This window comes from Microbacterium sp. NPDC097977 (assembly GCF_040302605.1).
In the GTDB taxonomy this organism is placed as follows: Bacteria; Actinomycetota; Actinomycetes; order Actinomycetales; family Microbacteriaceae; genus Microbacterium.
Genome location: NZ_JBEOUR010000027.1, coordinates 14,488 through 39,460, shown reverse-complemented (window position 1 = coordinate 39,460; position 24,973 = coordinate 14,488). Strand labels below are relative to the sequence as shown.

Here is a 24,973-nt window from a genome sequence, read left to right as displayed (position 1 = left end):
GGGTTCTGCAGTGCTTCAGTTATTTGTGCTGACGCTTTGGGGGGGGGTGGTGGATGCCGCGGCATCCGCCAGCCCGGCGGGGAATGTTCAGCCATCCGTGCCGGGTGTGCCGGTGCCGGGTGTGCCGGTGTCGGGTGCGTCAGGCGAGCAGCTCGCCCGCGAGCGCCTCGATGCGGCGTCGGATGTCGTCGCGGATCGGCCGCACCGACTCGATGCCCTGACCGGCCGGGTCGTCGAGCTCCCAGTCCTCATAGCGTGTGCCGGGGAAGAACGGGCAGGCGTCGCCGCATCCCATCGTGATCACCACGTCGGATGCCTGCACCGCCTCGGTCGTCAGCACCTTGGGCGCCTCGGCGGTGATGTCGATGCCGAGCTCGACCATCGCGGCGACCGCGACCGGATTGATCCGGTCGGCGGGCATGGATCCCGCTGAGCGCACCTCGATGCGGTCGCCGGCGATCTCGCGCAGGAACCCGGCGGCCATCTGCGAGCGCCCGGCGTTGTGCACGCAGACGAAGAGGACGGAGGGCTTGGCTGTGGTCGTCATGATGTCTCCAGGGTAAGCGAGCGAGCGGGGTCGAGGACGCGTGCAGATGCTGACGGCATCCAGCCGACCCCGGATAGGCTTGCGGTGTGGCCCTCCTCTCGATCGCCGGTTCGGCGCGCGCTCCGCATGAGCTGCGCTCGGCGACGCCGATGAAGGAATGGATGCGCGTCGTGATGCACCCGGGCACGAACGGCTGGACCAGTGTGTGGGGCACTCTCTCGCACGGCGAGATCGCGGGCTGCCCGCCGCCACGCGGCTAGACCACGCCTCATCCGGGGCGGTGGTCTCCTGCGCCATCCACCCCTTCTTCCGCGTGAGGTCTTCCCGTGTCCACTTCTCCCACCCGTCCCCGCCTCCGTCTGGCTCCGCACGAGCTGTGGCGGGGTATCCGCTCCAACGCCCGCAGCGACGTTCTCGGCGGATCGTTCCTGCTCGCCGCCACCGTCGCGGCCCTGATCCTCGCCAACACCCCGGCGGTGTCGTGGTACGAGTCCGTGCGCGACGTCACCTTCGGCATCCCCGAGCTGCACCTCGACCTCAGCGTCGGCGCCTGGGCGGCCGACGGTCTGCTGGCGATCTTCTTCTTCGTCGTGGGCCTCGAGCTGAAAGAGGAGTTCGTCACGGGGCGCCTGCGTGATCCTCGTCAGGCGGCGCTGCCGATCGCCGCGGCGGTCGGGGGTGTCATCGTACCCGCGGTCATCTTCGCGGTGATCAACGCCGGCAACGGTGCAGACGCTTTGCGCGGGTGGGCGATCCCGACCGCGACGGACATCGCCTTCGCCGTCGCGGTGATCGCCGTCGTCGGCAGGTTCCTTCCTCCCGCGCTCCGGGTCTTCCTGCTGACCCTCACGATCATCGACGATCTGATCGCCATCACCATCATCGCGACGTTCTACACCGACACGATCAGCCTGCCCTGGCTCACCCTCGCGCTGCTGCCTCTCGCCGGGTTCGCGTTCCTCGTGCAGAAGGGCGTGCGCGAGTGGTGGATTCTGCTGCCGCTCGCCGTCGCGGTGTGGGTGTGCATCCATGCCGCAGGGATCCACGCCACCGTGGCCGGTGTCCTGCTCGGTTTCGTGGTCCCCGTCGTGCCCACGGAGCGTGCACGCGTGCAGGCGGGAGAAGACGCCGAGGGTGAGCCGCTGTACGACGGCCTCGCACCGCACTTCGCCGATCGGTGGGGTGTCGTCGCGACGCTGTTCGCGGTCCCGGTGTTCGCCTTCTTCGCCGCGGGTGTGACGATCGGCGGCCTCGACGGGCTGCGGTCGGCGCTGACCGATCCGATCGCGATCGGCATCATCGTCGGACTCGTGGCGGGAAAGCCGATCGGCATCCTCGTGACCACGTTCCTGTTGAGCCGCATTCCCGCCCTGCGCCTCGACGAGACGCTGCGGTGGCCGGATCTGACGGGCATGGCCTTCATCGCCGGAATCGGGTTCACCGTCTCGCTGCTGGTCGGCGAACTCGCGTACGGCGCCAGCTCGGTCGCCGACGAGCACGTCAAGATCGGCGTGCTTCTCGGGTCGCTGATCGCGGCGGTGATCGGTGGCAGCATCCTCGCGACGCGCAGTTCCCGTGCCCGTCGCCGGCAGCTCGACCCGGGCGGTCACGACCTCTGACCGGCTCGGCTCGGCTCACACGAGTCGCGCTGTCGTGCCTCGCACGTTCAACTCGAAGGGGAGCGCCGCGGGGATGCCGGCGGCCTCGCCCTCGGTGAGCTTGGCGAGCACGGCGTCCGCCGCCCGCTCGCCCTGGCCCAGGGGGAACTGGTCGACGGTCGTCAGGCGGAAGAACTCGCCGAGCTCGTGCCCGTCGATCCCGACCACCGAGAGGTCTTCGGGCACGGCGAAGCCCAGGTCGCGTGCCGCGAGGATCGCGCCGACCGCCATCTCGTCGGATGCGGCGAACACCGCGGTGGGGCGCGGACCCGGGCGACCGAGCAGCTGCTTCGCGGCGCGGTAGCCGCCCTCGACGGTGAAGTCGGCAGGTTCGAGGAAGGCCGGATTCAGCGGGATGCCGGCCTTCGCCAACGCCTTCTCGAAACCCAGTCGACGGTTCGTGGGGATGTGGAAGTCGAGGTCGAACTCGGGGTTCGCGCCGATGTGCGCGATGTCGCGGTGACCGAGAGCGATCAGGTGCTCGGTCGCGAGCTGTGCGACGGCCACATCGTCGACGGTCAGGGTGTCGAGCTGGGAGTTCGGACCGCCGATTACGATCACCGGCAGCCCCAGATCGAGCAGGTGCTGCGTCTCGTCGTCGTCGAGCTCGATCGACACGGCGATCACCGCATCCACCCGCTGGCGGCGCAGGAACGTGTCGAACACGTGCCGGCGCACATCCTCGTCGGCGGTGATGTTGTAGAGCGTGATGTCGTAGCCCTCGCGCATCAGCGCGGCCGAGACCCCCGAGAGCACGGTGCTGAAGAACCAGCGGTCGAGGAAGGGCACGATGACCCCGATGTTGCGCGTGCGCCCGGATGCCAGACTCGAGGCGCGCGACGAGACGACGTAGCCGAGCGCCGAGGCGGCCTCCTGCACGCGCAGGCGTGCCGACTCCGACACGTGCCCGCGACCGCTCAGGGCACGCGAGACCGTGGCGGTCGAGACACCGGCGAGCCGGGCGACCTCATCGATGCTCGTCATGGGGTTCCTCTCCGAGCCGTTCCTGCCGCCGCTCGCGCAGCCGGGCGAGGCCGGGGCTGTGCGAAACGGCGACAGGGCGGGATGCCGCGTTACGCCGTGGTGTACCAGACGGCCGTGTCGACCGGCACGGATCCACCGTCGAACGGCTGGCTCTGCAGGAGCACGAAGGCGTCGGCCGGCAGCGGGATCGGCTCGGTGCCCAGGTTCGCGAGCACGTGCACGGTGCCGCGGCGGAAGGCCACGGCATCCGCTCCTGCGTCTTCCCAGACGAGGGATCCGCTGCCGAAGCCGTACTCGCGGCGTCCGGCGAGCAGGCGCTTGTAGAGCGCGAGCGTGGAGGCGGGGTCGACCTCTTCCACGTCGCGCGAATACGTGGCCCAGTCGGCGGGCTGCGGCAGCCACGAGGCGCCGGTCTCGTTGAAGCCGAAGGCCGGGGCCTCCGCCTCCCACGGCAGCGGCACGCGGCATCCGTCGCGTCCGTACCGTTCGCCGTTCGTCCGGAACCAGGTCGGGTCCTGACGGAACGCGTCGGGGATCTCCATCGCCTCCGGCAGGCCCAACTCTTCGCCCTGGTAGAGGTATGCCGAGCCCGGCAGCGCGAGCATCACGGTCGTCGCCGCCCTGGCACGGGCGAGCCCGATGGCGGTGTCGGGCTTGTGCGGGGTGTTCGGACCGATGCCCTCGCCCTGCGGGTTGTCGTCGGTGAGCGCGAGGCGCGAGGCGTGACGCACCACGTCGTGGTTCGACAGCACCCAGGTGCTGGGGGCGCCGACCGCGCCGAAGGCGTCGAGCGACTCGCGGATGACGTCGCCGAGCGCCTTCGCGTCCCACTCCGTCATCAGGTACGGGAAGTTGAACGTCTGGTGCATCTCGTCGGGGCGCACCCACAGCGCGGTCTGCGTCAGCGTGGGCATCCACGCTTCGCCGCAGAGGGCGCGGTCGCCGTCGTACTCCGCGAGCACCCGGTGCCAGTCGCGGTAGATCTCGTGCACGCCGTCCTGGCCCCAGTAGGGGACGTCGGCTTCGCCGCCGCCCATCGAGTCGGCATCGGCCGGCGGGGTGTAGTCGGGGAGGCCGTCGGCCTTGATCATGCCGTGGGCCACGTCGACGCGGAAGCCGTCGACGCCGCGGTCGAGCCAGAAGCGCAGGATCGAACGGAACTCCTCGCGCACCTCTTCGTTGTTCCAGTCGAAGTCGGGCTGCGTGGGGTCGAAGATGTGCAGGTACCACTGGCCGGGGGCGCCGTCGGACTCGGTCACGCGCTCCCACATGCCGCCGCCGAACACGGACTCCCAGTTGTTCGGGGGGAGTTCGCCGTTCTCGCCCTTGCCGTCACGGAAGATGTAGCGCGCGCGCTCGGGGCTGCCCGGGGCCGCCCTCAGCGCCTCCTGGAACCATGCGTGCTGGGCCGACGAGTGGTTCGGGACCAGGTCGACGACGACACGGATGCCGCGGGTGTGCGCCTCGTTCAGCATCGTGTCGAAGTCGTCGAGCGTGCCGAACAGGGGGTCGACGTCGCGGTAGTCGGCGACGTCGTAGCCGGCGTCGCGCTGCGGGCTCGTCATGAACGGGCTCAGCCAGATCGCGTCGACGCCGAGCTCCTTCAGGGAGTCGAGTCGGCTGGTGATGCCGGGCAGGTCGCCGATGCCGTCGCCCGAGGCGTCGGCGAACGAACGGGGGTAGATCTGGTAGATGACCGCGCTGCGCCACCACTCGGAACCGGGGGCTGCGATCTGCTCAAGCTGTGCCATGTCCTCAGAGTAGTGCAAACGCTTACAGCTATGCCAGGACTGAGATCGAATCGATTCGGTACGGGGGTCGGGAGGGGGTCTGGGCGCTCGGCATCCGTGCCCCGTACCGTCTGCAGGACCCTGGCACGGATGCAGGGACGAGTGACGGTTTTCGCCCCTGCATCCGTGCCCCGATCCTGCATGCGGACGGTCCCGGCCGAGGTCGCGACGACATGGCTCGGAAAAGTTACGCGACACGCCGATGAAGCGAGAATTTGGCCTTTCGTCCACTTCCTTGCGTCTCACTGATATGCGAGCATTTTCAGTGTGACCTCCTGGTCGCCTGCGGGGCCCGCACTCGGACCGCTGTTCCGACCGAGGGAGTCACGATGCACGGGTCGTTGCGCCGGCCGGCGAGACGCACGGTCTCGACGGTTCTCGTCGCCGCCGTCGTGCTGGCGGGTGCCGTGTCCGCGGCCATCGGCTCCTCCGCCGAGGCGGACCCGGCGACCGACGCGGGAGCACCCGACCCCACGCTCTCGGTCTCGCTCGCCTACGAGTTCCTCGACGCACGCGTCGACCAGTTCTGCGACGGCGAGGGCCGCTGTCTTCCACGGAGCTACGAGGGCGGATTCTTCACCGACCTGCCGACCTGGGACTTCACCCCGTCGTTCGTCTACGACGACGCACTCGTGGTGATCGCGTACACCGCTCGCGGCCTGCCCGACGACATCCGCCGCGCACAGGCGGTCGGCGACGCGCTGCTGTTCGTGCAGGAGAACGACCCCATCGGCGACGGGCGTACCAGGGCCTCGTACGAGCCCCACGGCGTCCGCCAGGGGCGGGTCGAGATCACCGGACCCGGCTCCTTCACCGGCAACCAGGCGTGGGTGGGCATGGCCCTGACCCGACTGTTCCACGCGACCGGCGAGCAGAGGTATCTCGACGGGGCGCTGCGCACCGCGCAGTGGATCCAGACGAACACCGCCGACATGGTGCGCGCACCCTACGGATACACCGGCGGCCAGCTCGAGGACGGCACCTCGCTCGAGTGGAAGTCCACCGAGCACAACAGCGACATCGCGGGATTCTTCACCCAGCTCGCGGAGCTCTCCGGCGATCAGATCTGGGCGGACCGTGCGGCGGTCGCGGCCGACTTCGTGGCGGCCATGCAGAGCGCCGACGGTCACGTCGACACCGGGACGCTGCTCGATGGGAGCACCGTGAACACGCGGCCTGTGCCACTCGACTCGCAGACGTGGACCTCGCTCGCGACCGGTGATGCCCGCTACGACACGGCCGTGGACTGGGCCCTTGCGCACCTCGTCGCCACCGACGGCCAATACCAGGGGCCCTCGATCAGCGACAGCGATGTCTCGAAAGTGTGGTTCGAGGGCAGCGGGCATCTGGCGCTCGCCCTGAAGCTGCGCGGCGCAGACGGTGACGCCGCGCGGGCCGAGGCGCTGCTCGACAGCATCCGCCTCGGGCAGCGAGACGCCGAGAACGGCGACGGCAAGGGCATCGTCGCGACATCCACCGACGGCCTCGACTCGGGCTTCGGGGATCTCTACTACGCGAGCCTGCACACCGGAGCGACCGCCTGGTACCTGCTCGCCGCCGCCGGCGACAACCCGTTCGCGCTGCCGACGCCCTGACCCGCGCGCGTCGCGTCGCGTCTCACGGCATCGCCCGCGCCTGTCCCGATCGGTGCGGGGTCAGTTCCGCACCCGCGGGTCGCTGCGGGGTCGAAATCGCACCGCCCACGTGGTGCGGGGTCGAATTCGCATCGGATTCGGGCGATTCGGATGCGGAACTGACCCCGCCTGCGTGCCGGGATGCGGAATTGACCCCGCGTGGGCGCGGGCGGGGTGGCATGGCCCTGTTACCCGGTGTGGTGCGGGGTCGAATTCGCATTGGATTCGGGCGATTCGGATGCCGAACTGACCCCGCCTGAGTGCCGGGTGCGGAATTGACCCCGCCTGCGTGCCGGGTGCGGAATTGACCCCGTACCCGGGCGCGTGGGCCGGCGTCGTTCCAGCCCCCATAAGGTGCGGGGTCGAAATCGCATCGGAATCAGGCGCTTCGGGTGCGGAATTGACCCCGCCTGCGCAGGGCCCGGATGCCGAACTGGCCCCGCCTGCGCAGGGCGCGGATGCGAAACTGACCCCGCCTGCGCAGGGCGCGCGTGCGTCTGCGGCTCAGGCGGCGACGCGGGCGACCGCGGCGATCGCGCTCGCGAAGAAGTCGACTCCGTCGATGCCGGAGCGCATGGCCACCGAGGTGTCGGGGCCGAAGCCCGCCTCGGTCGCATGCTCGGGGTGCGGCATGAGTCCGACGACGTTGCCCGCCTCGTTGGTGAGTCCGGCGATGTCGCGCAGCGAGCCGTTCGGGTTCACGCCCGCGTAGCGGAAGGCCACGAGGCCCTCGCCCTCGATGCGGTCGAGTGTCTCGTCGTCGGCGATGTATCCGCCGTCGGCGTTCTTGAGCGGGATGACGATCTCCTGGCCGGTGCGGAACCGGTTGGTCCAGGCCGTGTCGGAGTTCTCGACCGTGAGCTTCTGGTCGCGACGCACGAAGTGCTGGTGGTCGTTGCGGATCAGGCCGCCGGGCAGCAGGTGCGCCTCGACGAGCATCTGGAAGCCGTTGCAGATGCCGAGCACGGGCATGCCCTTGGCGGCGGCGTCCTTCACCTCGGACATGATCGGCGACAGGGCCGCGATCGCACCGGCGCGCAGGTAGTCGCCGTAGCTGAAACCGCCGGGGAGCACGAGCGCGTCCACGCCCTCGAGGTCGTGCGAACCGTGCCACAGGGCGACGGGCTCGGCGCCCGCGATCCGGACCGCGCGCTGTGCGTCGCGATCGTCGAGCGAGCCCGGGAAGGTGACGACCCCGATGCGGACGGTCACTCGGTGACCTCGATGCCGACCACGTCCTCGATCACGGAGTTGGAGAGCACCTCGTCGGCGATGCGGCGGGCCTCGGCGAGCACCTCGTCGGTGACCTCGCCTTCGACGGTGAGCTCGAAGCGCTTGCCGATGCGGACATCGGAGAACCCCGTGACGCCCAGGCGGGCGAAGGCGCCGGAGACGGCCTTCCCCTGCGGGTCGAGCAGTTCGGGCTTGGGCATGACGTCGACGACGATGGTGGGCATGAACGGCTCCGGAAGTCGCGGGCGGACGGGCGCGACCAGTCTACCGGCTCGCGACTCGCCCGATTCCCTGGGGTCGGCCCTCAGGCGTGGAACACGGTGTGCAGATCGCCGATGGCGTCGCGCCCACCCAGTCCGTCGATCTCGAACAGCACCGAGATGCCGACCACATGGCTGCCCAGGCGTTCGACGAGCTGGCGTCCGGCCGCGAGGGTGCCTCCCGTGGCGAGGACGTCGTCGATGAGCAGCACGCGGGATCCGGCGGGCAGATCGTCGTGCATCTCGATCGTCGCGGTGCCGTACTCGAGGGCGTAGTCGACGGATGCCGCGGGGCGGGGCAGCTTGCCCGCCTTGCGGATCGGGATGAGTCCCACACCCGCTGCGATCGCCGCAGCCCCGGCGAGGATGAACCCCCGTGCCTCGATGCCGGCGACGACGTCGAACTGCCCGGCGAACGGGGCGATGATCGCCTCGGTCGTGGCCTGCAGCGCCTCGGCGTCGGCGAGCAGCGGCGTGATGTCGCGAAAGATGATCCCCGCCTCCGGGTAGTCCGGGATGCTGCGGATCAGCGATGCGGCGCGGACGAGAGCGGGGGAGAGTTCGGTGTCGGGCACTGGACAAGGGTACGCCGCGTTCACAACTCCGCAGAATCAGGCCGGACTCGGCGACGACGGCGACGGGCGGGCTCATATGCAGCGTTCGTGCTGAGTCATGGACGCGACGAGCGGGGCTTGACTTTCGTGGGAGCGCTCCCATAGAGTCGCTCATCAAGCGTGGGAGCGCTCCCACGAACGTGAGCGCCCCACCATCGCACCACCTGCACCCCCCTGCACGACCCACCACAAAGGAGTGAACTGTGAACACACGTGCCCGCACCCGGATCCTGACGGCGGCAGCCGCAGCATCCGTCGCCGCCCTCGCACTCGCCGGCTGCGCCCCCGCTGACGGGAACGGAGGCGACGGTGCCGCGAGCGACGCGGACGTCACCCTGACCGTCACGACCTTCGGCACCTTCGGCTACGAGGACCTCTACGACGAATACGAGAAGGCGCACCCGAACGTCACGATCGAGGCGAACAACATCGACACCGGCGGAAACGCCCGCACCGACGCCTTCACCAAGATCGCCGCCGGATCCGGACTCAGCGACGTCGTCGCGATCGAAGAGGGCTGGCTCGGCGCCATCATGGACGTCTCCGACACCTTCGTCGACCTGCGCGACTTCGGCATCGAGGACCGCAAGGCCGACTGGGTCGACTGGAAGTACGCGCAGGGCACGGATGCCGACGGTCGCGTGATCGGCTACGGCACCGACATCGGCCCGAGCGGCATCTGCTTCAACGGCCCCGCTCTCGAGGCGGCGGGACTCCCCAGCGACCGCGAGGGCGTCGCCGAACTGCTCGACGGCGATTGGGAGAACTTCTTCACGGTCGGCGCCGACTACACGGCAAAGACCGGGAAGGCCTGGTACGACCACTCCGGATTCGTCTGGAACGCCATGGTCAACCAGCTCGACGAGGGCTACTACACCGCTGACGGAAAGCTGAACGTCGAGGGCAACGACGAGCTCGAGGAGCGCTTCGCGCTGCTCGGTGCGGCCACCGAGGGCGGCCAGTCCGCTGCTCAGAAGGCCTGGGACTGGAACGGCGGAAAGTCGTTCGTCGACGGCACCTTCGCGGTGTTCGTGTGCCCCGGCTGGATGCTGGGCAACGTCAAGGGCTCCGTCGAGGCCGGTGGCGGCGACGCCGAGACCGGCTGGGACTTCGCCGACGTGTTCCCCGGAGGAGCCGCCAACTGGGGTGGCGCGTTCCTGTCGATCCCGGAGAGCTCGAAGCACCAGGAGGCGGCCGCGGAGCTCGCCGACTGGCTGACGCAGCCCGAGCAGCAGGTGAAGCAGTCCGCGGCGGCGGGCAACTTCCCCTCGACGCTGAAGGCACAGGAGACGCTCGCCGCGGAGGCGACGCCGAACCCGTTCTTCAACGACGCTCCGACCGGTGCGATCCTCGCCGAGCGTGCCAAGGGCGTGGTCGCGCAGTTCAAGGGCGCCGAGGACTCGGTCATCCAGGAGAACGTCTTCGGACCCGCTCTGAAGAGCCTCGACCTCGGTGAGGTCGACACGAAGGGCGCGTGGGACAAGGCGCTGGGACTGCTGAACGACCTGGTCACCCAGTGATCCACGGGGCGTCTCGTCCCGTTCGGCGGTGCCGAGCGGGACGAGACGCCCCTCCATCCACACGCTCAGGGACCCAGGTTCCGGAAACCAGGAAACTCTCATGACCCTCACTGAAGAGCGCCGGTCGACGGCATCCGCTCCGCAGCAGAAGACGGATGCCGCGTCGAAGCGCCCCTGGCGTCACCGCGTCTCACGGTTCGATCAGCGCGCGTCCCCGTACTTCTACATCTCCCCGTTCTTCCTGCTCTTCGGGCTGGTCGGACTCTTTCCGCTGCTCTACACGATCTGGGTCGCCGTCCACGACTGGAACCTGCTCAAAGGGCAGGGCGACTTCGTCGGCGTGGGCAACTTCGTCAAGATCCTCGGCGACGGGATGTTCTGGAACTCGATCTTCAACACCCTGAGCATCTTCCTGCTCTCCGCGATCCCTCAGCTCACGGTCGCCCTGTTCATCGCCTACCTGCTGGACCGAGGTCTGCGCACGCCGACGTTCTGGCGCATGAGCGTCCTCATCCCCTTCGTGGTCACGCCCGTCGCGGTCGCGCTCATCTTCTCGAGCATCTTCAACGAGGCCGACGGGCTGGCCAACAACCTCCTGAACCTCGTCGGGATCGCCGACCAGCAGTGGAAGGAGGACACCGCGCTCTCGCACATCGCGATCGCGGTGATGGTGAACTTCCGATGGACCGGGTACAACGCGCTGATCCTGCTCGCCGCCATGCAGTCGGTGCCGCGTGAGCTCTACGAATCCGCCGCCATCGACGGCGCGGGATCCGCGCGACGCTTCTTCTCGATCACGATCCCGACGATCCGTCCGACCCTGATCTTCGTGATCATCACCTCGACGATCGGCGGCCTGCAGATCTTCGCCGAACCGAAGCTGTTCGACGTCTCCACCGCAGGTGGCATCGGCGGCAGCGACAGGCAGTTCCAGACGACGGTCCTCTTCCTCTGGGAGCTGGCGTTCTTCCGCCTCGACCTGGGCAAGGCCTCCGCCGTCGCGATCCTGCTGTTCCTGCTCATCGTGGGATTCGGGCTGCTGAACTTCGCGATCTCCCGCAGGATCTCCACCGGAGACGACCGCCGCAACCGCGCCGCGCGCCGCCGCGTCCGCTCGACCGACAAGGAGGGGGCGCGATGACCGCCACCCAGGCACTCAGCGTGCCGGAGAAGATCCGCCGCCGCCGCGCCGTCGCGGGAGGAACCGCCGGCATCGGCAGCCGCCCCGGCTTCCTCACCTACGGCCTCCTCGCCGCCTTCATCATCGGCAGCGTCTACCCGCTCTGGTGGTCGCTCGTCGTCGCGAGCGGCACGAACTCCACCCGCGGCGAGACCCTGCCGCTGATTCCCGGCGGCAACTTCCTCGCGAACGCCGCCAAGGTGTTCGACGCGATCCCGTTCTGGCTCGCGCTCGGCAACTCGTTCCTCATCTCGAGTGTGATCACGCTCTCGGTCGTGACGTTCTCGACCCTCGCGGGCTACGCATTCGCGAAGCTGCGGTTCAAGGGACGCGATGGACTGATGATCTTCGTGATCGCGACCATGGCGATCCCGACACAGCTGGGCATCATCCCGCTGTTCATGCTGATGCGCGAGCTGGGCTGGACCGGGTCGATCGGCGCCGTCATCGTCCCCACGCTCGTCACCGCCTTCGGTGTGTTCTTCATGAGGCAGTATCTGGTCGACGTCATCCCCGACGAGCTGATCGAGGCCGCACGCATGGACGGGGCGAACCAGTTCCGCACGTTCCTCACGGTCGCGATCCCGGCCGCGCGTCCGGCCATGGCGATCCTCGGTCTCTTCACCTTCATGACCGCGTGGACCGACTACCTGTGGCCGCTGATCGTGCTGTCGCCTTCGAACCCGACGCTGCAGACGGCCCTCAGCCAGCTGCAGTCGGGGTACTACATCGACTACTCCATCGTGCTCGCCGGTGCGGTGCTCGCGACCCTTCCGCTCCTGGTGCTCTTCGTGGTCGCCGGACGGCAGCTGGTCAGTGGCATCATGGCGGGCGCGGTGAAAGGATGACCTCTGTGACCCGTGCCTTCCCCCAGAACTTCCTGTTCGGTGCCGCGACCGCGGCGTATCAGATCGAGGGGGCGGCGTTCGAGGACGGGCGCACCGCATCCATCTGGGACGCGTTCTGCCGTGTCCCCGGCGCGGTGATCGGCGGCGACGACGGCGATGTGGCGTGCGATCACTATCACCGGCATCCGCAGGACGTCGCGCTCATGAAGGACCTCGGGCTGCAGACCTATCGGTTCTCGACCTCGTGGTCTCGGGTGCGGCCCGACGGCGGAGCCGTGAACGCGAAGGGCGTCGACTTCTACGAGCGCCTCGTCGACGAGCTGCTCGCGAACGACATCCTGCCGTGGCTGACCCTGTACCACTGGGACATGCCGCAGGCGCTGCAGGACATCGGCGGCTGGACGAACCGCGACACGGTCTCGCGCTTCCTCGAGTACGCCGGAACCATGCACGACGCGCTGGGGGACCGGGTGAACGTGTGGACGACGCTCAACGAGCCGTGGTGCTCGTCGTTCCTCTCCTACACCGGCGGCGAGCATGCGCCGGGGCACACCAGCGTCGCCGAGGGGCTGCTCTCGGCCCACCACCTGCTGCTCGCCCACGGTGAGACCGTGCGCGAGCTGCGCGGTCGCGACGCGAGCCTGAACCTCGGGATCACCCTCAACCACACGGTTGCCGACCCGGCAGACCCGACGAACCCTGCCGACGTCGACGCCGCCCGGCGCGTCGACGGACAGTTCAACCGCTGGTTCCTCGATCCGATCTACCGCGGGGAGTACCCGGCGGACATCGTCGAGGACATCCGGGTCGTGGACCCCGAGGCGGTGGCGCGGTTCCACGAGGCCGTGCGCGACGGCGACCTGGACACGATCGCGCAGCGGATCGACACGCAGGGCGTCAACTACTATCACGGCGACCTTCTCGCAGGAGAGGCTCCTGAACGCGCCGCCGTCGAGAGCGTGCCCGACACCGGCCGCGCTGTGCGCAGCCCGTACCCGTCGTTCGAGCGCATCCACGCCGTCGAGCGCGGTCTGCCGCGCACGGCCCAGAACTGGGAGGTGCAGCCCGAGGGGCTCACCCGACTCCTGCAGCGGATCTGGAGCGAGTACGCGGAGCCTGCGGGTGTCGTGCTCTCCCTGACCGAGAACGGCGCCGCGTACGACGACGTCGCCGTGGTCGCCGACGGCGAGACCCGTGTGCACGACGACGACCGCACCGAGTTCCTGCGACTGCACCTCGCGGCGGTGCTCGATGCGGTCGACGCCGGAGTCGATGTGCGCGGCTACTTCTACTGGTCGCTGTTCGACAACTTCGAGTGGGCCTGGGGATACGACAAGCGGTTCGGCATCGTGCGGGTCGACTACGACACCCAGGAGCGCAGCGTGAAGGACTCCGGGCGGGAGTACGCTCGCATCATCGCCGCTCGCGCTCTCTGACGCCGGTCGGCGGAGTTCGGGAGCATCCGGCGTCGCCGCCGGCAGAGGGGAGAGTCGTGTCGTCACGAGCGACCATCGAAGAGGTGGCATCGACCGCCGGGGTGTCCCGGTCGACCGTGTCGCGTGTCGTCAACGGGTCGACGGCGGTCAGCCCCGAGGCACTGCTCGCCGTGCAGCGGGCGATCCAGGAGCTCAGTTACGTGCCCAACCGCGCGGCGCGCTCCCTGGCGTCCAAGCAGACGCACGCGATCGCGCTGATCGTGCCGGAGGACACCACGCGCTTCTTCGGCGACCCGTTCTTCGCGGCGATCGTCGCGGGCATCACAGGCGCGCTGCGCGGCTCGGACTACCTGCTGAACCTCCTCATCGCGAGCGATGATCCGGGCGACAAGATGACCAGCTTCGTCCGCAACGGCGGCGTCGACGGCGCGCTCATCGTGTCGCATCACACGAGCGACGCGTTCATCGAGCGCGTCGCCGACGCCGTGCCCGTCGTCTGGGGCGGCCGTCCGGTGCGGCTGCGCGAGGGCGACTACGTGGTCGACGTCGACAACGTCGCCGGTGCGCGCGTCGCGACGAGGCACCTGGTCGACACCGGGCGCACCCGGATCGCGACGATCTCCGGTCCGATCACCATGGTCTCCTCCGCCGACCGCGTGCAGGGCTTCCGCAGTGCGCTGGCCGATGCGGGACTCGTCCCGTTCGCCGAAGAGGCCGGCGACTACAGCGAGGCGAGCGGAGCGGATGCAGCGCGCCGCATCCTCGCCGTCGGGCGCCCCGACGCGATCTTCGTCGCCAGCGACCTCATGGCCCGCGGAGCGCTGACCGCGCTGCGGGCGGCCGGCATCCGCGTGCCCGAGGACGTCGCCCTCGTCGGCTTCGACGACTCCTCGGTCGCGGTGAGCACCGACCCGCCGCTGACGACCATGCGTCAGCCCATGTACGCACAGGGCGAGGCGATGGCAGGGGTCCTGCTGTCCCGACTTGCCGGCAGGGATCCGGCGCACACGACGATCCTGCCGACCGAGCTGGTCGTCCGCGCCTCGTCCTGACGACCGACGCCCCGGCGTGCGCCCGGTCGTGCTCCGACACGGATGCGGACCCGACGCCCCTCCGGCAGGGTCCGCATCCGTGAGTCTGTGTCGTCAGCCGGTTCGCCGCGAGGTCGAGAGGTTCTGGGTCGTCCCCCAGGGGAGCGCTGCCCATGGACCGCGGCGGCTGCTCAGAGCCGTCTTGAGGTCGCGCCAGCCGTCGCCGAACTTCGCGATCGCGCTCTCGTCGACCGTGCCGTCGCTCCAGTGCATGACGCGTCCGGCGAGGTAGCTCAGGCCGAAGTCCGCCCACGACTCGAACGAGGGTCTGGCCTCCGTGCTGATGCGATGGATGATCTGACGCGCCTCGGAGACGTCGGCGTAGCCGAGCGCGACACCCCAGGTCGTCATCGCGACGGCCTGACCCAGCGCGTAGCCGTCGAGGGTGCGCACGAACAGATCGGGGGCGATCAGGTCCACTCCCACCGATCTGCGCAGTTCGCGCTCGATCAGCTCGACACCCGCCACGAAGGGACGCGCATCGCTCACGTCACCGCCCTCGTGGTCGATTCCGGCCAGCCATTCCTGTGTCCGTGGCGGACGCCCGAGGGCGGCCGCCCGCTGGTTGCGCGCCGACAGGTGGAACATCCACGCATGTCGGCGGCGCCGCTCGATGCTCAGGAAGTCGATCATGCTGAGCCAGTCCGCGCGAGAGCCGACGTCCCATTGCTCGACGATCATCGCCCGCTCCACCGCTCCGAGGCCGGGAGCGGTCGGGTCGTTCCATGGGCCGGAAGGCAGAGTGCAGATCTGCAGCAGACCCATCGCGATCCCTTCGGCGTCGGTGCCGGTCGTGGAGTAGCGGGGCGAGGCGTTCATGGTGATCGCTGGGGCGATCCGCAACGGGGGCATTACACTCCTCACTGTGCGAGTCTGGGGGGACTCATAGCCTGAATGTCTGTTCAAATTGTAATATATAGCGTTCGGATCGCAACCCGAAGGTGATCCGATCCTGGGGAAGTGATTGCCACATGGCTCGGTCCGAGGAGCACAATCGCGGTGCGAGTGCGCGAGCGCGGGAGGCCATGCTGGTCGCCGCCATCGAGCTCTTCGCCGAACGAGGGGTGAACGGCGCGAGCGTCGCCGAGATCACCCAGAGGGCGGGTGTCGCCCAAGGCCTGATGAACTACCATTTCGGCGGCAAGCAGCAGCTGATCTCCGCCGTGATCGATCGCTGGTACGAGACCCTGTTCGCGTTGCCGCAGGCGGACGGACCGGCGGATGTCCGGCTCTCGGGGATCATCGACGGGGCGCTCACCGCGACCGGCTACGCCATGCCGCTGCAGCGGACCGTGTTCGCCATGCAGCTCCAGCCCGACACGCACCGTCTGTTCGCGGAGTCGGAGAGCAGGTTCGACGAACAGTCCTCCAGCTCGGAGGACATCGTGCGGCAGATCTTCCGCGACCGGGGCGCAGCGGACCCGCCTCTCGAGGAGATCATGCTGCGGACGACGCTCGAAGGAATCTTCCTCAAGTACGCGGTCTACGGCGACACGTTCCCGCTCGAGGACTCCCGTCGCTGGGTGCACCGCCTCTACGGTCTGCCGGAACCGGAGGCGCCCCTGCCGCTGCGGCTGGCCCCGCGCAACCCCGATGCCCGCACTCGTGCGGCGCGGGCGTGACATGCGCATGACCGACCGCTGAGACGCGAAGATCCCGGATGCCGCGACGTGCGGCATCCGGGATCGTGGTCCCGTCGGTCAGGCGCGGGCTCCGCCGTCGGTCAGGCGGGGTCTCCGCCCAGCGGACCCACGGCCTCGAGCGGACGCGGGTCGTCGGCTCCCGTGCGCCGCGCTCGGGCGATCAGGTTGCCCACGTGGTAGATCAGCAGGGCGGCGACCGTGCCCAGCACGATCCCGCCGAACGAGAAGTCGCCGAGCTGCATCGAGAAGCCGGCGATGCCGATCACGAGCGAGACCGCGGCGGTGTACTGGTTGACCGGCCGTGAGAAGTCGACGCGGCTGTCGACCCAGATCTTGATGCCGATGATGCCGATCAGGCCGTAGAGCGCGGTGGTCGCGCCACCCAGGACGCCGGCGGGGATCGAGTTGAACACCTCGCCGACCTTGGGCGAGAACGCCAGCAGGATGGCGAAGAGGCCGGCCACCCAGTAGACGGCCGTCGAGTAGACGCGCGTCGCGGCCATGACGCCGATGTTCTCGCCGTAGGTCGTGGTGCCCGAGCCGCCGAAACCGCCGGCGATCGTGGTGGCGACGCCGTCGGCGATGAGCGCACGCCCGGTCTGCTTGTTCACGGTCGGGTCTTCGGTCATGCTCGCGACGCCGCGCACGTGGCCGATGTTCTCCGCGACGAGCACGAGCACCACGGGCAGGAACATCGCGATCGTCGACCAGGTGCCGGGCTCGACGAAATCAGGGAACTGGAACTCGGGCAGGCCGATCCAGGGCGCATCCGCGATGAGCTCGTTCGGGGTCTTGCCTCCGCGCAGTGCGTTGGGGACGTCGAACGACCCGTTGACCGCGGCCCAAATGAAGCCGACCGCAACGCCGAGGAAGATCGAGATGCGGCCGAGGAACCCGCGGAAGAGCACGGCGAACACGATGATCGCGACGAGTGTGATCGTCGCCGTGACCGGGTCGAGCGCGAAGTTGCTCCACGCGGTGGGCGCGAGGTTGAAGCCGATCAGGGCGACGATCGCGCCGGCGACGACCGGCGGCATCAGCGCATCGACCCAGCGCAGTCCCGCGAACTGCACGACGAGACCCACGATGGTGAGCAGGATGCCGACGGCCACCACGCCCGCGAGTGCCGAGCCGAAGTTGCCCGACGCCGTCGCGGCGGTGATCGGGGCGATGAACGCGAACGACGAACCCAGGTAGCTGGGAAGCCTGTTCTTCGTGATGAGGAGGAAGAGCAGGGTGCCGAGACCGCTGAACAGCAGCGTGGTCGAGACGGGGAAGCCGGTCAGCGTCGGCACGAGGAATGTCGCGCCGAACATCGCGACGACGTGCTGCGCGCCGATGGCGATGGTGGCGGGCCAGTTCAGACGTTCGGCGGGGGTGACGACGGCGCCGGCTTCGACGGTGCGGCCGTTGCCGTGGATCTTCCACAGGGGCATGCGGGCTCCTCAGGATCGGGGGGAGGGGAGTGCTGGAGCAACACTACCGATTCCTGTGTGTTCCCTGGGTGCCCTTCGTCTCGTCGCTGCGCTCCTCGCTCAGGAACCGCGGTTTAGGCTGCCGGTCCCTGAGCGGTCTGCACCCCCGGTCCCTGCGCGAGTCGGCCTCTGCTCCCTGAGCGAGTAGACCCCCGCTCCCTGAGCGAGCGGAGCGAGACGAAGGGCGCCCTTCGTCTCGTCGCTGCGCTCCTCGCTCAGGGTCCGCGGAGCGAGACGAAGGGTCAGGCCCCCAGTCGCTCGATGAGCTCGCGGTAGCGGGCGGCCGTGCGATCCACGATGTCGTCGGGAAGCACGGGCGGCTCTCCCTCTTTGTCCCAGTTGGCGGCGAGCCAGTCGCGGACGATCTGCTTGTCGAAGCTCGCCATGCGATCGGTCGGCGTCGAGCCGGTGCGCCACGCCTCGGCATCCCAGTATCGCGAGGAGTCGCTCGTGAGCACCTCGTCGGCCAGATGCAGGATGCCGATGGCATCCGTGCCGAACTCGAACTTCGTGTCGGCGAGGACGAGGCCGCGCTCCTCGGCGATCGCGGCGGCGCGGGTGTAGAGCGACAGCGACACGTCGCGCAGCTCGGCCGCCCGCTCGGCGCCGACGAGCTCGACCGTCTGCGCGAAGGTGATGTTCTCGTCATGCTCGCCCATCGGCGCCTTGTAGGCCGGGGTGAACAGGGGTTCGGGAAGCCGGTCGCCGTTCTGCAGGCCTTCGGGCAGCGGGATGCCGCACACGGTGCCGCTCTCGGTGTACTCGGCCCACCCCGACCCCGTGAGGTAGCCGCGTACGACGCACTCGACGGGCAGCATCTCGAGCGACTGCGCGAGCATGGCACGGTCGGCGACGCTCGCGGGGATCTCGCCGTCGGCGAGGTGGTTCGGCACGTCCGCCAGCTGGTCGAACCACCAGCGGCTGAGTCGGGTGAGCAGTGCGCCCTTCTCGGGGATGCCGGGGGAGAGCACGAAGTCGAACGCGCTCACGCGATCCGACGCGACCACCAGGATGCGGGTGTCGGCGGCATCGTCTGAGGCGTACAGGTCGCGGACCTTGCCCGAGTAGATGTGGCGCCAGCCGGGGATGGTCTGCGCGTTGTTCTCCGAAGGTGTGCTCACCCGCCCATTATCGCGGAGCGCGAGAGGATGCCGCGTCCCGATGTCGGCGGTCCTGCCTAACGTGGGACCATGACCGACGACATCCTCACCGAGCGGTTGCGGCTGTCGCGCCCGCACCGCTCCGACTTGCCCGAGGTGTTCGCGATCCAGAGCGATCCGCGGGTGTGGACGCACTACCCGAGCCTGCGTCACACCGATCCCGCGCAGAGCGTCGCGATGATGGAACGCTGGGAGCGCAGTTGGGAGGAGGCCGGTCTCGGATCGTGGGTCGCCCGTCTGCGCGACACCGGCGAGGTCGTCGGCAACGGCGGTTGCACCGTACTCGGGGGAGAAGTGTGGAACATCGGCTACCGCATCGCCGGAGATCACCACGGCAAGGGATACGCGACCGAGCTCGCGAGGGCCGGGGTCGAGCAGGCGCGCGCGCGGGATCCGCAGAGGCCCGTGATCGCGTATCTCGTCGAGCACAATCGCGCATCCGCGAATGTGGCCGTCAAACTCGGCCTCGAGCTCGTCCACCGAGCGCCGGACGTGGGGAATCCGGATCCCACGGTCATGAGACTCGTCTTCGCCGACCGTGAGCTCACCTCCGCACAGCTCGCGGCGGCGCTGCGATGAGCCGCCTTGTGGGAGAGGCGCGCACGGGCGTATAGTCCACATGGACTAATCGGGATGGAGGATCGCCGTGAAGAGCCCCGTCGACACACTCACCCCGATGGGTGTCATGGTGCTCGCGCTGCTGCGCGAGGGCGACATGCACCCCTATGAGATGGTGCGTCTGATGCGCTCCCGTCGTGACGAGCGCCTGCTGAGCATCACCAACGGCACGCTCTATCACACGGTCGGTCGACTGCAGCGGGAGGGGCTGATCGACGAGGTCGGCATCGACCGCGACGGCAATCGCCCCGAGCGCACCACCTACACGCTCACGGACGCGGGGACGGATGTCCTGGTCGACTGGCTGCGGCGGGAGCTCTCCGTCATCGACCGGCCCGCCGAGTTCCGCATCGCGCTCGCCGAGGCGCACAACCTCGAGCGGGCGGACGTCATCGAAAGTCTTCGCTCCCGACGCGACGCCCTCGACGAGGGGCACGTGGCGCATCGCGACGGACTGGTCGACGCACGCGCCAAGGCCGTGCCCGAACAGGTGCTCGTCGAGTTCGACCGCCAGGAGGTGCTGCTCGGCGCCGAGCTGCGCTGGCTCGATTCTCTCCTCGAACGCCTCGAGTCCGAGGAGTTCGCCTGGGGCCCCACAGCTTTCGAGAACACAGACCGCTACCTCGCTCAGCGAAAGGCTGCACAGCAATGACCGAATCCCGCCAGGCGACAGGGCCCGACACGGGCACCTTCGCCGCCGGACAGCGCCCCGCGAGCCCCTGGCCAGCCCTCTGGGCGCTCGTCATCGGCTTCTTCATGATCCTCGTCGACACGACGATCGTCTCGGTCGCGAACCCCGCGATCAAGGCCGCGCTCGATCCGACGACCAACAACCTCGACAACGTGGTGTGGGTCACCAGTGCCTACCTGCTCGCCTACGCGGTGCCGCTGCTGATCACCGGACGCCTCGGCGACCGCTTCGGGCCCAAGAACATCTACCTCATCGGCCTCGCGATCTTCACCCTCGCCTCGCTCTGGTGCGGACTGTCCGACTCGCTCGAGATGCTGATCGCGGCTCGCGCGGTTCAGGGTCTCGGCGCCGCATTCATGACGCCGCAGACCATGGCCGTGATCACGCGCACGTTCCCGCCCGAGCGCCGCGGCGCCGCCATGGGCCTGTGGGGTGCGACGGCCGGTGTCGCGACGCTCGTCGGGCCGCTCCTCGGAGGTCTCCTCGTCGACGGATTCGGCTGGGAGTGGATCTTCTTCGTCAACATCCCCGTCGGCGTCGTCGCATTCGTGCTCGCGTGGCGCCTCGTGCCGAGGCTGCAGACCACCCCGCACCGCTTCGACGTCCTCGGCGTGATCCTCAGCGCCGTCGCGCTGTTCCTCATCGTCTTCGGGCTCCAGGAGGGCGAGAAGTTCGGCTGGGGCGTCATCTGGGGGCCGATCTCGGTGTGGGGCCTCATCATCGCCGGTCTCGTCGTGCTCGCGGTGTTCATCGTGCAGCAGGCGCGAACCCGCAGCGAGGCGCTCGTTCCGCTCGACCTCTTCCGCGACCGCAACTTCTCGGGCGCCAACGTCGCGATCGCCGCAGTCGGCTTCACGGTCACGAGCATGTCGCTGCCGATGATGTTCTTCCTGCAGACGGCACGAGAGCTCACGCCGACCGAAGCCGCACTGCTGCTGATCCCGATGGCTGTGCTGTCGGGAGTGCTCGCGCCGTTCGCCGGCAAGATGCTCGATCGCGTCGATCCGCGCATCATCCTGATCCCGGGTCTGCTCTGCGTGGGCGTCGCCCTGGTCTGGTACTCGGCACTGATCAACATGGACACTCCGATCTGGATGTTCCTGCTGCCTTCGGCGCTGATGGGCCTCGGCAACGCGGGCATGTGGGGACCGCTCGCGACGACCGCGACGCGCAGGCTTCCTCGGCATCAGGCCGGTGCCGGGGCCGGCATCTACAACACCACTCGCACCATCGGATCGGTGATCGGCTCGGCATCCATCGCCGCGTTCATGCAGTCGCGTCTCGAGGCGAACCTTCCGGGTCTCTCCGACGCCCCGTCGGGCATCAGCGGTGGCGGGTCGTTGCCTCCTCAGGTCGCCGAGGGCTTCGCGGCCGGCATGTCGCAGGCGATCCTGCTGCCCGCCTGCGTGATGGTCGTCGCCCTCGTCGCGTCGCTGTTCCTCGGCCGCTACGACAAGGCGGATGCGGCGGCATCCGCTCCCGTGGAGGCCCCCGAGCCCGCGGCGTGACCCAGCCCTGACAGCGAGCCGGGTCTTCTGCACGATCGTGCGGAGGGCCCGGCTCTCCCCGGTTCACGGGAGGGCATCCACGGGGACACGCTCGACGAGGACCTCTTGACCGCGGGGCTCCTGCGCCGAGGCTGACCGGTTTGCGACGATCATGCTCGCTGTGATGTCATCGGGCATGACGATCGAGCTCCTGAGACCCTCCGCAGCCCTGTTCGACTCCTGGGCTGCCGCTGTCTCCGAATTCGGTGACGGTCATGTCGACGGATCGGGTCTGCGGGCACCGGTCACGCCGGACCGGGCGACGCTGGACGCCCTGATCGAGAAGTCGACTCTCTGGGCCGACACCACAGCGCCGTTGCCCGACGACATCGTGCACAACGACCTGTACTGGATCGTCGATGACGGCGAGGTCGTCGGCTTCCTGTCGTTCCGTCACGAGCTCAACGACCACCTGCGGGAGGTGGGCGGTCACATCGGCTATTCCGTGCGGGAGTCCCGGCGACGTCAGGGCTACGCCTCGGCCGCGTTGCGCCTCGGCCTCGATCGGGCGCGCGAGATCGGACTCGAACGGGTCATGGTGACCTGCGATGACGACAACATCGGATCCTTCCGCACCATCGAGAGTGCGGGCGGGATGCTGCAGGACGTCCGCGTCGTGCTCGAACACGGCGACACCCCGGTGCGCCGGTACTGGATCTCGCTCTAGCCGGAGGCCGTCCCGAGCGCTTGCGGACGCGGCGACACGCCGTCCCCGGTTAGGGTTGATCGTCGACGACCATCCCGGTGGCAGTGTCCTGCCGCCCACCCGATCCGAGGAGCATCCGTCGTGATCCCACATCCCTCTCCTGCGTCCGCGCGTCTGCGCACGCTCGGACGAACCGTCGGAGCGATGGCGCTCACGGCGTTCATCGCCGCCGGTGCGCTGCTCGGCGGTGCGACCGCGGCATCCGCCGACACCACCGGTGAGACCTACGTCATCGGCACCGACACGACGTTCGCGCCGTTCGAGTTCACCGACGAGAACGGCGACCTCGTCGGCATCGACATGGATCTGCTCCGAGCGATCGCCGAGGATCAGGGCTTCGAGGTCGAGATCCGCCAGCTCGGATTCGACGCCGCTCTGCAGGCCCTGCAGTCGAATCAGGTCGACGGCGTCATGGCGGGCATGTCGATCACCGAAGACCGCCAGCAGACGTTCGATTTCAGTGACCCCTACTTCACCAGCGGCGTCCAGCTCGGCGTGCTCGAAGCCAGCGACATCCAGTCGCTCGACGACCTCGACGGCAAGGCCGTGGCGGTCAAGACCGGCACCCAGGGGCAGACCTTCGCCGAGGACAACCAGGATGAGTTCGGCTACCGGATCACCCCGTACTCCGACACGACCGACATGGTCGATGCCGTCAAGGCCGGCCAGGCGGTCGGCTACTTCGAGGACTTCCCCGTGCTCGCGTACGGCATCCAGCAGGGCTCGGGCTTCCGTCTGATCGGCGAACCCGAACTCGGCGGGGAATACGGCTTCGCCGTCAACAAGGGCATGAACCCCGAGCTGATCGAGATGTTCAACGCCGGCCTCGCGAACCTCCAGGAGTCTGGCGAGTACGACGAGATCGTCGACACGTACCTGAGCGCCGGCGAGACGACCACGCAGCCGACCGACATCATCTCGGTCGCGGTCAAGTACTGGCCCGCGCTGATGAGCGGTCTCGGGCTCACGATCCTCGCGACGCTCGTGGCCCTCGTGGCCGCGTTCATCCTCGGCATCGTCTTCGGCTTCGGTCGCATCTCGAAGTTCCTCCCGTTCCGCTGGCTCGCCACCGCCTACGTGTTCGTGTTCCGAGGAACACCGATCCTCGTGCAGGCCTTCTTCGTGTTCTTCGCGATCCCGCAGCTGTTCCCCGGGCTCACGTTCGACCCGTTCGTCGCGGGTGCGATCACGCTGTCCCTGAACACCGGCGCCTACATGACCGAGATCATCCGCGGTGGCATCCAGGCCGTCGATCCCGGTCAGAACGAGGCATCGCGCTCGCTCGGTCTCGGCCACTGGAAGACCATGCAGAAGGTCGTGCTCCCGCAGGCCTTCCGCATCATGATCCCGTCGTTCGTGAACCAGGGCATCATCACGCTCAAGGACACGTCGTTGATCAGCGTCATCGGGCTCGCCGAGCTGACCTTCCAGTCGCGTCAGATCATCGCCTCGACGTACCTGTCGGCGCAGGTGCTGACCATCGTCGCCATCATCTACTTCGTCGTGATCACGCTGCTGACGCTGCTCGCGAACCGCCTCGAGAGGAAGTTCAACGCATGAGCAAGATCGCCGTGCAGAACCTGCACAAGTCCTTCGGTCAGAACCAGGTGCTCAAGGGCATCGACCTCACGGTGGAGGATGGCGAGGTCGTCGCCGTCATCGGGCCGTCGGGTTCGGGCAAGTCGACGCTGCTGCGCTGCCTCAACAAGCTCGAGGAGCCGACGTCGGGCAAGGTCGTCATCGACGGTATCGACCTCACCGACAAGAGCGTCAAGCTCGACGAGGTGCGCCAGCGCATCGGCATGGTGTTCCAGCACTTCAACCTCTTCCCGCACATGACGGTGCTCGAGAACATCACCCTCGCCCCGATCGAGCTGGGCAAGTTCTCGAAGGCGAAGGCCCGCGAGCGGGGGATGGCGCTGCTCGAGAGGGTCGGCCTGACCGAGAAGGCGGATGCGAAGCCGGCATCCCTCTCCGGCGGTCAGAAGCAGCGCGTGGCGATCGCCCGGGCGCTCGCGATGGACCCCGAGATCATGCTCTTCGACGAGGCGACCAGCGCGCTCGACCCCGAGATGGTCGGCGAGGTGCTGCAGGTCATCCGCGACCTCGCCTCCGGCGGGATGACGATGGTGCTGGTGACCCACGAGATGGGCTTCGCGCGCGAGGTCTCCGGCCGCACCGTGTTCATGGACGACGGAGTCGTCGTCGAAGAGGCGACGCCCGCCGAGCTGTTCGGGGCTCCGAAGAACGAGCGGCTGAAGGACTTCCTCTCGAAGGTGCTCTGAGTCCTCACCTGTGACGAAGGCCCTCGCCCGGTTTCCCGGACGAGGGTCTTCTT

The 24,973-nt window shown here is 68.6% G+C and carries 24 protein-coding genes; 15 read left to right on the top strand and 9 right to left on the bottom strand.

The annotated features are described in order from the left end of the window. Nucleotides 1-139: 139 nt before the first annotated feature. Nucleotides 140-547 (bottom strand): arsenate reductase ArsC, encoded by a 408-nt coding sequence (locus ABTZ43_RS08370; RefSeq protein WP_350538478.1) that lies wholly within the window; start codon nt 545-547, stop codon nt 140-142. A gap of 86 nt (nt 548-633) precedes the next feature. Between ABTZ43_RS08370 and ABTZ43_RS08365 the strand changes: the two genes are divergently transcribed. Both ABTZ43_RS08365 and nhaA read left to right on the top strand, forming a co-directional pair. Then, nucleotides 634-807 carry a hypothetical protein gene (locus tag ABTZ43_RS08365; RefSeq protein WP_188042437.1) on the top strand — a complete coding sequence of 58 codons (174 nt, stop codon included), beginning with the start codon at nt 634-636 and terminating at the stop codon, nt 805-807. A 66-nt stretch (nt 808-873) separates the two neighbouring features. Next, nucleotides 874-2,166: a Na+/H+ antiporter NhaA gene (gene nhaA / locus ABTZ43_RS08360; RefSeq protein ID WP_350538477.1), complete on the top strand. Its 1,293-nt coding sequence runs from the start codon at nt 874-876 to the stop codon at nt 2,164-2,166. Between the two features lie 15 nt (nt 2,167-2,181). Here nhaA and ABTZ43_RS08355 read toward each other — a convergent pair whose 3' ends face one another. Both ABTZ43_RS08355 and ABTZ43_RS08350 read right to left on the bottom strand, forming a co-directional pair. Then, nucleotides 2,182-3,189, bottom strand: a complete 1,008-nt coding sequence (locus ABTZ43_RS08355; protein ID WP_056413560.1) for a LacI family DNA-binding transcriptional regulator — start codon at nt 3,187-3,189, stop codon at nt 2,182-2,184. Nucleotides 3,190-3,278: 89 nt separating this feature from the next. Next, nucleotides 3,279-4,940 (bottom strand): glycoside hydrolase family 13 protein, encoded by a 1,662-nt coding sequence (locus tag ABTZ43_RS08350; RefSeq protein ID WP_350538476.1) that lies wholly within the window; start codon nt 4,938-4,940, stop codon nt 3,279-3,281. A 368-nt stretch (nt 4,941-5,308) separates the two neighbouring features. On the opposite strand from ABTZ43_RS08350, the gene ABTZ43_RS08345 reads away from it, so the two are divergent. Further along, nucleotides 5,309-6,574, top strand: a complete 1,266-nt coding sequence (locus ABTZ43_RS08345; RefSeq protein ID WP_350538475.1) for a hypothetical protein — start codon at nt 5,309-5,311, stop codon at nt 6,572-6,574. 543 nt (nt 6,575-7,117) lie between these two features. Here the strand turns inward: ABTZ43_RS08345 and purQ are convergent. The 3 genes from purQ to ABTZ43_RS08330 form a co-directional block, all read right to left on the bottom strand. After that, nucleotides 7,118-7,825 (bottom strand): phosphoribosylformylglycinamidine synthase subunit PurQ, encoded by a 708-nt coding sequence (gene purQ / locus ABTZ43_RS08340; RefSeq protein WP_149424055.1) that lies wholly within the window; start codon nt 7,823-7,825, stop codon nt 7,118-7,120. Beyond that, nucleotides 7,822-8,070 carry a phosphoribosylformylglycinamidine synthase subunit PurS gene (gene purS / locus ABTZ43_RS08335; protein ID WP_056413548.1) on the bottom strand — a complete coding sequence of 83 codons (249 nt, stop codon included), beginning with the start codon at nt 8,068-8,070 and terminating at the stop codon, nt 7,822-7,824. The genes purQ and purS overlap by 4 nt, the downstream gene beginning before the upstream one ends. 80 nt (nt 8,071-8,150) lie before the next feature. Then, the gene (locus ABTZ43_RS08330; RefSeq protein WP_045254383.1) at nt 8,151-8,681 is read right to left on the bottom strand and encodes an adenine phosphoribosyltransferase; all 531 of its coding nucleotides are present in this window, start codon (nt 8,679-8,681) and stop codon (nt 8,151-8,153) included. A 242-nt stretch (nt 8,682-8,923) separates the two neighbouring features. Here ABTZ43_RS08330 and ABTZ43_RS08325 point away from each other — a divergent pair, with 242 nt between their 5' ends. The 5 genes from ABTZ43_RS08325 (at nt 8,924) to ABTZ43_RS08305 (ending at nt 14,756) form a co-directional block, all read left to right on the top strand. Then, nucleotides 8,924-10,240: an ABC transporter substrate-binding protein gene (locus ABTZ43_RS08325; protein ID WP_056413543.1), complete on the top strand. Its 1,317-nt coding sequence runs from the start codon at nt 8,924-8,926 to the stop codon at nt 10,238-10,240. Between the two features lie 100 nt (nt 10,241-10,340). Beyond that, nucleotides 10,341-11,381 (top strand): carbohydrate ABC transporter permease, encoded by a 1,041-nt coding sequence (locus ABTZ43_RS08320; protein ID WP_350538474.1) that lies wholly within the window; start codon nt 10,341-10,343, stop codon nt 11,379-11,381. Further along, nucleotides 11,378-12,268 carry a carbohydrate ABC transporter permease gene (locus ABTZ43_RS08315; RefSeq protein ID WP_045254380.1) on the top strand — a complete coding sequence of 297 codons (891 nt, stop codon included), beginning with the start codon at nt 11,378-11,380 and terminating at the stop codon, nt 12,266-12,268. The genes ABTZ43_RS08320 and ABTZ43_RS08315 overlap by 4 nt, the downstream gene beginning before the upstream one ends. Next, nucleotides 12,265-13,704 (top strand): GH1 family beta-glucosidase, encoded by a 1,440-nt coding sequence (locus tag ABTZ43_RS08310; protein WP_350538473.1) that lies wholly within the window; start codon nt 12,265-12,267, stop codon nt 13,702-13,704. The genes ABTZ43_RS08315 and ABTZ43_RS08310 overlap by 4 nt, the downstream gene beginning before the upstream one ends. Nucleotides 13,705-13,760: 56 nt before the next feature. Further along, nucleotides 13,761-14,756 (top strand): LacI family DNA-binding transcriptional regulator, encoded by a 996-nt coding sequence (locus tag ABTZ43_RS08305; RefSeq protein ID WP_350538472.1) that lies wholly within the window; start codon nt 13,761-13,763, stop codon nt 14,754-14,756. A 93-nt stretch (nt 14,757-14,849) separates the two neighbouring features. Here the strand turns inward: ABTZ43_RS08305 and ABTZ43_RS08300 are convergent, their stop codons facing one another. Beyond that, entirely contained in the window at nt 14,850-15,614 is a 765-nt protein-coding gene (locus ABTZ43_RS08300; protein WP_350538471.1) for a DUF1266 domain-containing protein, read from the bottom strand. A 152-nt stretch (nt 15,615-15,766) separates the two neighbouring features. On the opposite strand from ABTZ43_RS08300, the gene ABTZ43_RS08295 reads away from it, so the two are divergent. Beyond that, nucleotides 15,767-16,417 carry a TetR/AcrR family transcriptional regulator gene (locus ABTZ43_RS08295; protein WP_056413528.1) on the top strand — a complete coding sequence of 217 codons (651 nt, stop codon included), beginning with the start codon at nt 15,767-15,769 and terminating at the stop codon, nt 16,415-16,417. Nucleotides 16,418-16,518: 101 nt separating this feature from the next. Here ABTZ43_RS08295 and ABTZ43_RS08290 read toward each other — a convergent pair whose 3' ends face one another. Together ABTZ43_RS08290 and ABTZ43_RS08285 are read right to left on the bottom strand one after the other, a co-directional pair. Beyond that, nucleotides 16,519-17,874, bottom strand: coding sequence for a uracil-xanthine permease family protein (locus ABTZ43_RS08290; RefSeq protein WP_350538470.1), 1,356 nt, complete (start codon nt 17,872-17,874; stop codon nt 16,519-16,521). 281 nt (nt 17,875-18,155) lie between these two features. Further along, nucleotides 18,156-19,034 (bottom strand): phosphoribosylaminoimidazolesuccinocarboxamide synthase, encoded by an 879-nt coding sequence (locus ABTZ43_RS08285; protein WP_350538469.1) that lies wholly within the window; start codon nt 19,032-19,034, stop codon nt 18,156-18,158. A 69-nt stretch (nt 19,035-19,103) separates the two neighbouring features. On the opposite strand from ABTZ43_RS08285, the gene ABTZ43_RS08280 reads away from it, so the two are divergent. From ABTZ43_RS08280 to ABTZ43_RS08255, 6 genes are all read left to right on the top strand, one after another. Then, complete coding sequence (locus ABTZ43_RS08280) at nt 19,104-19,652, top strand: GNAT family N-acetyltransferase (RefSeq protein ID WP_350538468.1); 549 nt, start codon at nt 19,104-19,106, stop codon at nt 19,650-19,652. A gap of 67 nt (nt 19,653-19,719) precedes the next feature. Continuing rightward, nucleotides 19,720-20,343, top strand: coding sequence for a PadR family transcriptional regulator (locus ABTZ43_RS08275; RefSeq protein WP_350538467.1), 624 nt, complete (start codon nt 19,720-19,722; stop codon nt 20,341-20,343). Beyond that, nucleotides 20,340-21,890, top strand: coding sequence for a DHA2 family efflux MFS transporter permease subunit (locus ABTZ43_RS08270; protein ID WP_149424041.1), 1,551 nt, complete (start codon nt 20,340-20,342; stop codon nt 21,888-21,890). The genes ABTZ43_RS08275 and ABTZ43_RS08270 overlap by 4 nt, the downstream gene beginning before the upstream one ends. Before the next feature lie 163 nt (nt 21,891-22,053). Continuing rightward, nucleotides 22,054-22,596 (top strand): GNAT family N-acetyltransferase, encoded by a 543-nt coding sequence (locus ABTZ43_RS08265; RefSeq protein WP_350538466.1) that lies wholly within the window; start codon nt 22,054-22,056, stop codon nt 22,594-22,596. Nucleotides 22,597-22,716: 120 nt separating this feature from the next. After that, nucleotides 22,717-24,195: an amino acid ABC transporter substrate-binding protein/permease gene (locus tag ABTZ43_RS08260; RefSeq protein WP_253385347.1), complete on the top strand. Its 1,479-nt coding sequence runs from the start codon at nt 22,717-22,719 to the stop codon at nt 24,193-24,195. Beyond that, nucleotides 24,192-24,920: an amino acid ABC transporter ATP-binding protein gene (locus ABTZ43_RS08255; RefSeq protein ID WP_350538465.1), complete on the top strand. Its 729-nt coding sequence runs from the start codon at nt 24,192-24,194 to the stop codon at nt 24,918-24,920. Before ABTZ43_RS08260 ends, ABTZ43_RS08255 begins: the two co-directional genes overlap by 4 nt. The last annotated feature ends 53 nt before the right edge of the window (nt 24,921-24,973 follow it).

What these genes read in the sequence shown, in the direction of transcription:
- ABTZ43_RS08320 (WP_350538474.1), top strand. Translation starts at nt 10,341, where the DNA reads ATGACCCTCACTGAAGAGCGCCGGTCGACGGCATCCGCTCCGCAGCAG.
- ABTZ43_RS08280 (WP_350538468.1), top strand. Translation starts at nt 19,104, where the DNA reads ATGACCGACGACATCCTCACCGAGCGGTTGCGGCTGTCGCGCCCGCAC.
- ABTZ43_RS08350 (WP_350538476.1), bottom strand. Translation starts at nt 4,940, where the DNA reads ATGGCACAGCTTGAGCAGATCGCAGCCCCCGGTTCCGAGTGGTGGCGC.
- ABTZ43_RS08315 (WP_045254380.1), top strand. Translation starts at nt 11,378, where the DNA reads ATGACCGCCACCCAGGCACTCAGCGTGCCGGAGAAGATCCGCCGCCGC.
- ABTZ43_RS08270 (WP_149424041.1), top strand. Translation starts at nt 20,340, where the DNA reads ATGACCGAATCCCGCCAGGCGACAGGGCCCGACACGGGCACCTTCGCC.
- purS (WP_056413548.1), bottom strand. Translation starts at nt 8,070, where the DNA reads ATGCCCACCATCGTCGTCGACGTCATGCCCAAGCCCGAACTGCTCGAC.
- ABTZ43_RS08355 (WP_056413560.1), bottom strand. Translation starts at nt 3,189, where the DNA reads ATGACGAGCATCGATGAGGTCGCCCGGCTCGCCGGTGTCTCGACCGCC.
- ABTZ43_RS08310 (WP_350538473.1), top strand. Translation starts at nt 12,265, where the DNA reads ATGACCTCTGTGACCCGTGCCTTCCCCCAGAACTTCCTGTTCGGTGCC.
- ABTZ43_RS08295 (WP_056413528.1), top strand. Translation starts at nt 15,767, where the DNA reads ATGGCTCGGTCCGAGGAGCACAATCGCGGTGCGAGTGCGCGAGCGCGG.
- ABTZ43_RS08370 (WP_350538478.1), bottom strand. Translation starts at nt 547, where the DNA reads ATGACGACCACAGCCAAGCCCTCCGTCCTCTTCGTCTGCGTGCACAAC.
- ABTZ43_RS08345 (WP_350538475.1), top strand. Translation starts at nt 5,309, where the DNA reads ATGCACGGGTCGTTGCGCCGGCCGGCGAGACGCACGGTCTCGACGGTT.
- ABTZ43_RS08300 (WP_350538471.1), bottom strand. Translation starts at nt 15,614, where the DNA reads ATGAACGCCTCGCCCCGCTACTCCACGACCGGCACCGACGCCGAAGGG.
- ABTZ43_RS08255 (WP_350538465.1), top strand. Translation starts at nt 24,192, where the DNA reads ATGAGCAAGATCGCCGTGCAGAACCTGCACAAGTCCTTCGGTCAGAAC.
- ABTZ43_RS08290 (WP_350538470.1), bottom strand. Translation starts at nt 17,874, where the DNA reads ATGCCCCTGTGGAAGATCCACGGCAACGGCCGCACCGTCGAAGCCGGC.
- ABTZ43_RS08265 (WP_350538466.1), top strand. Translation starts at nt 22,054, where the DNA reads ATGTCATCGGGCATGACGATCGAGCTCCTGAGACCCTCCGCAGCCCTG.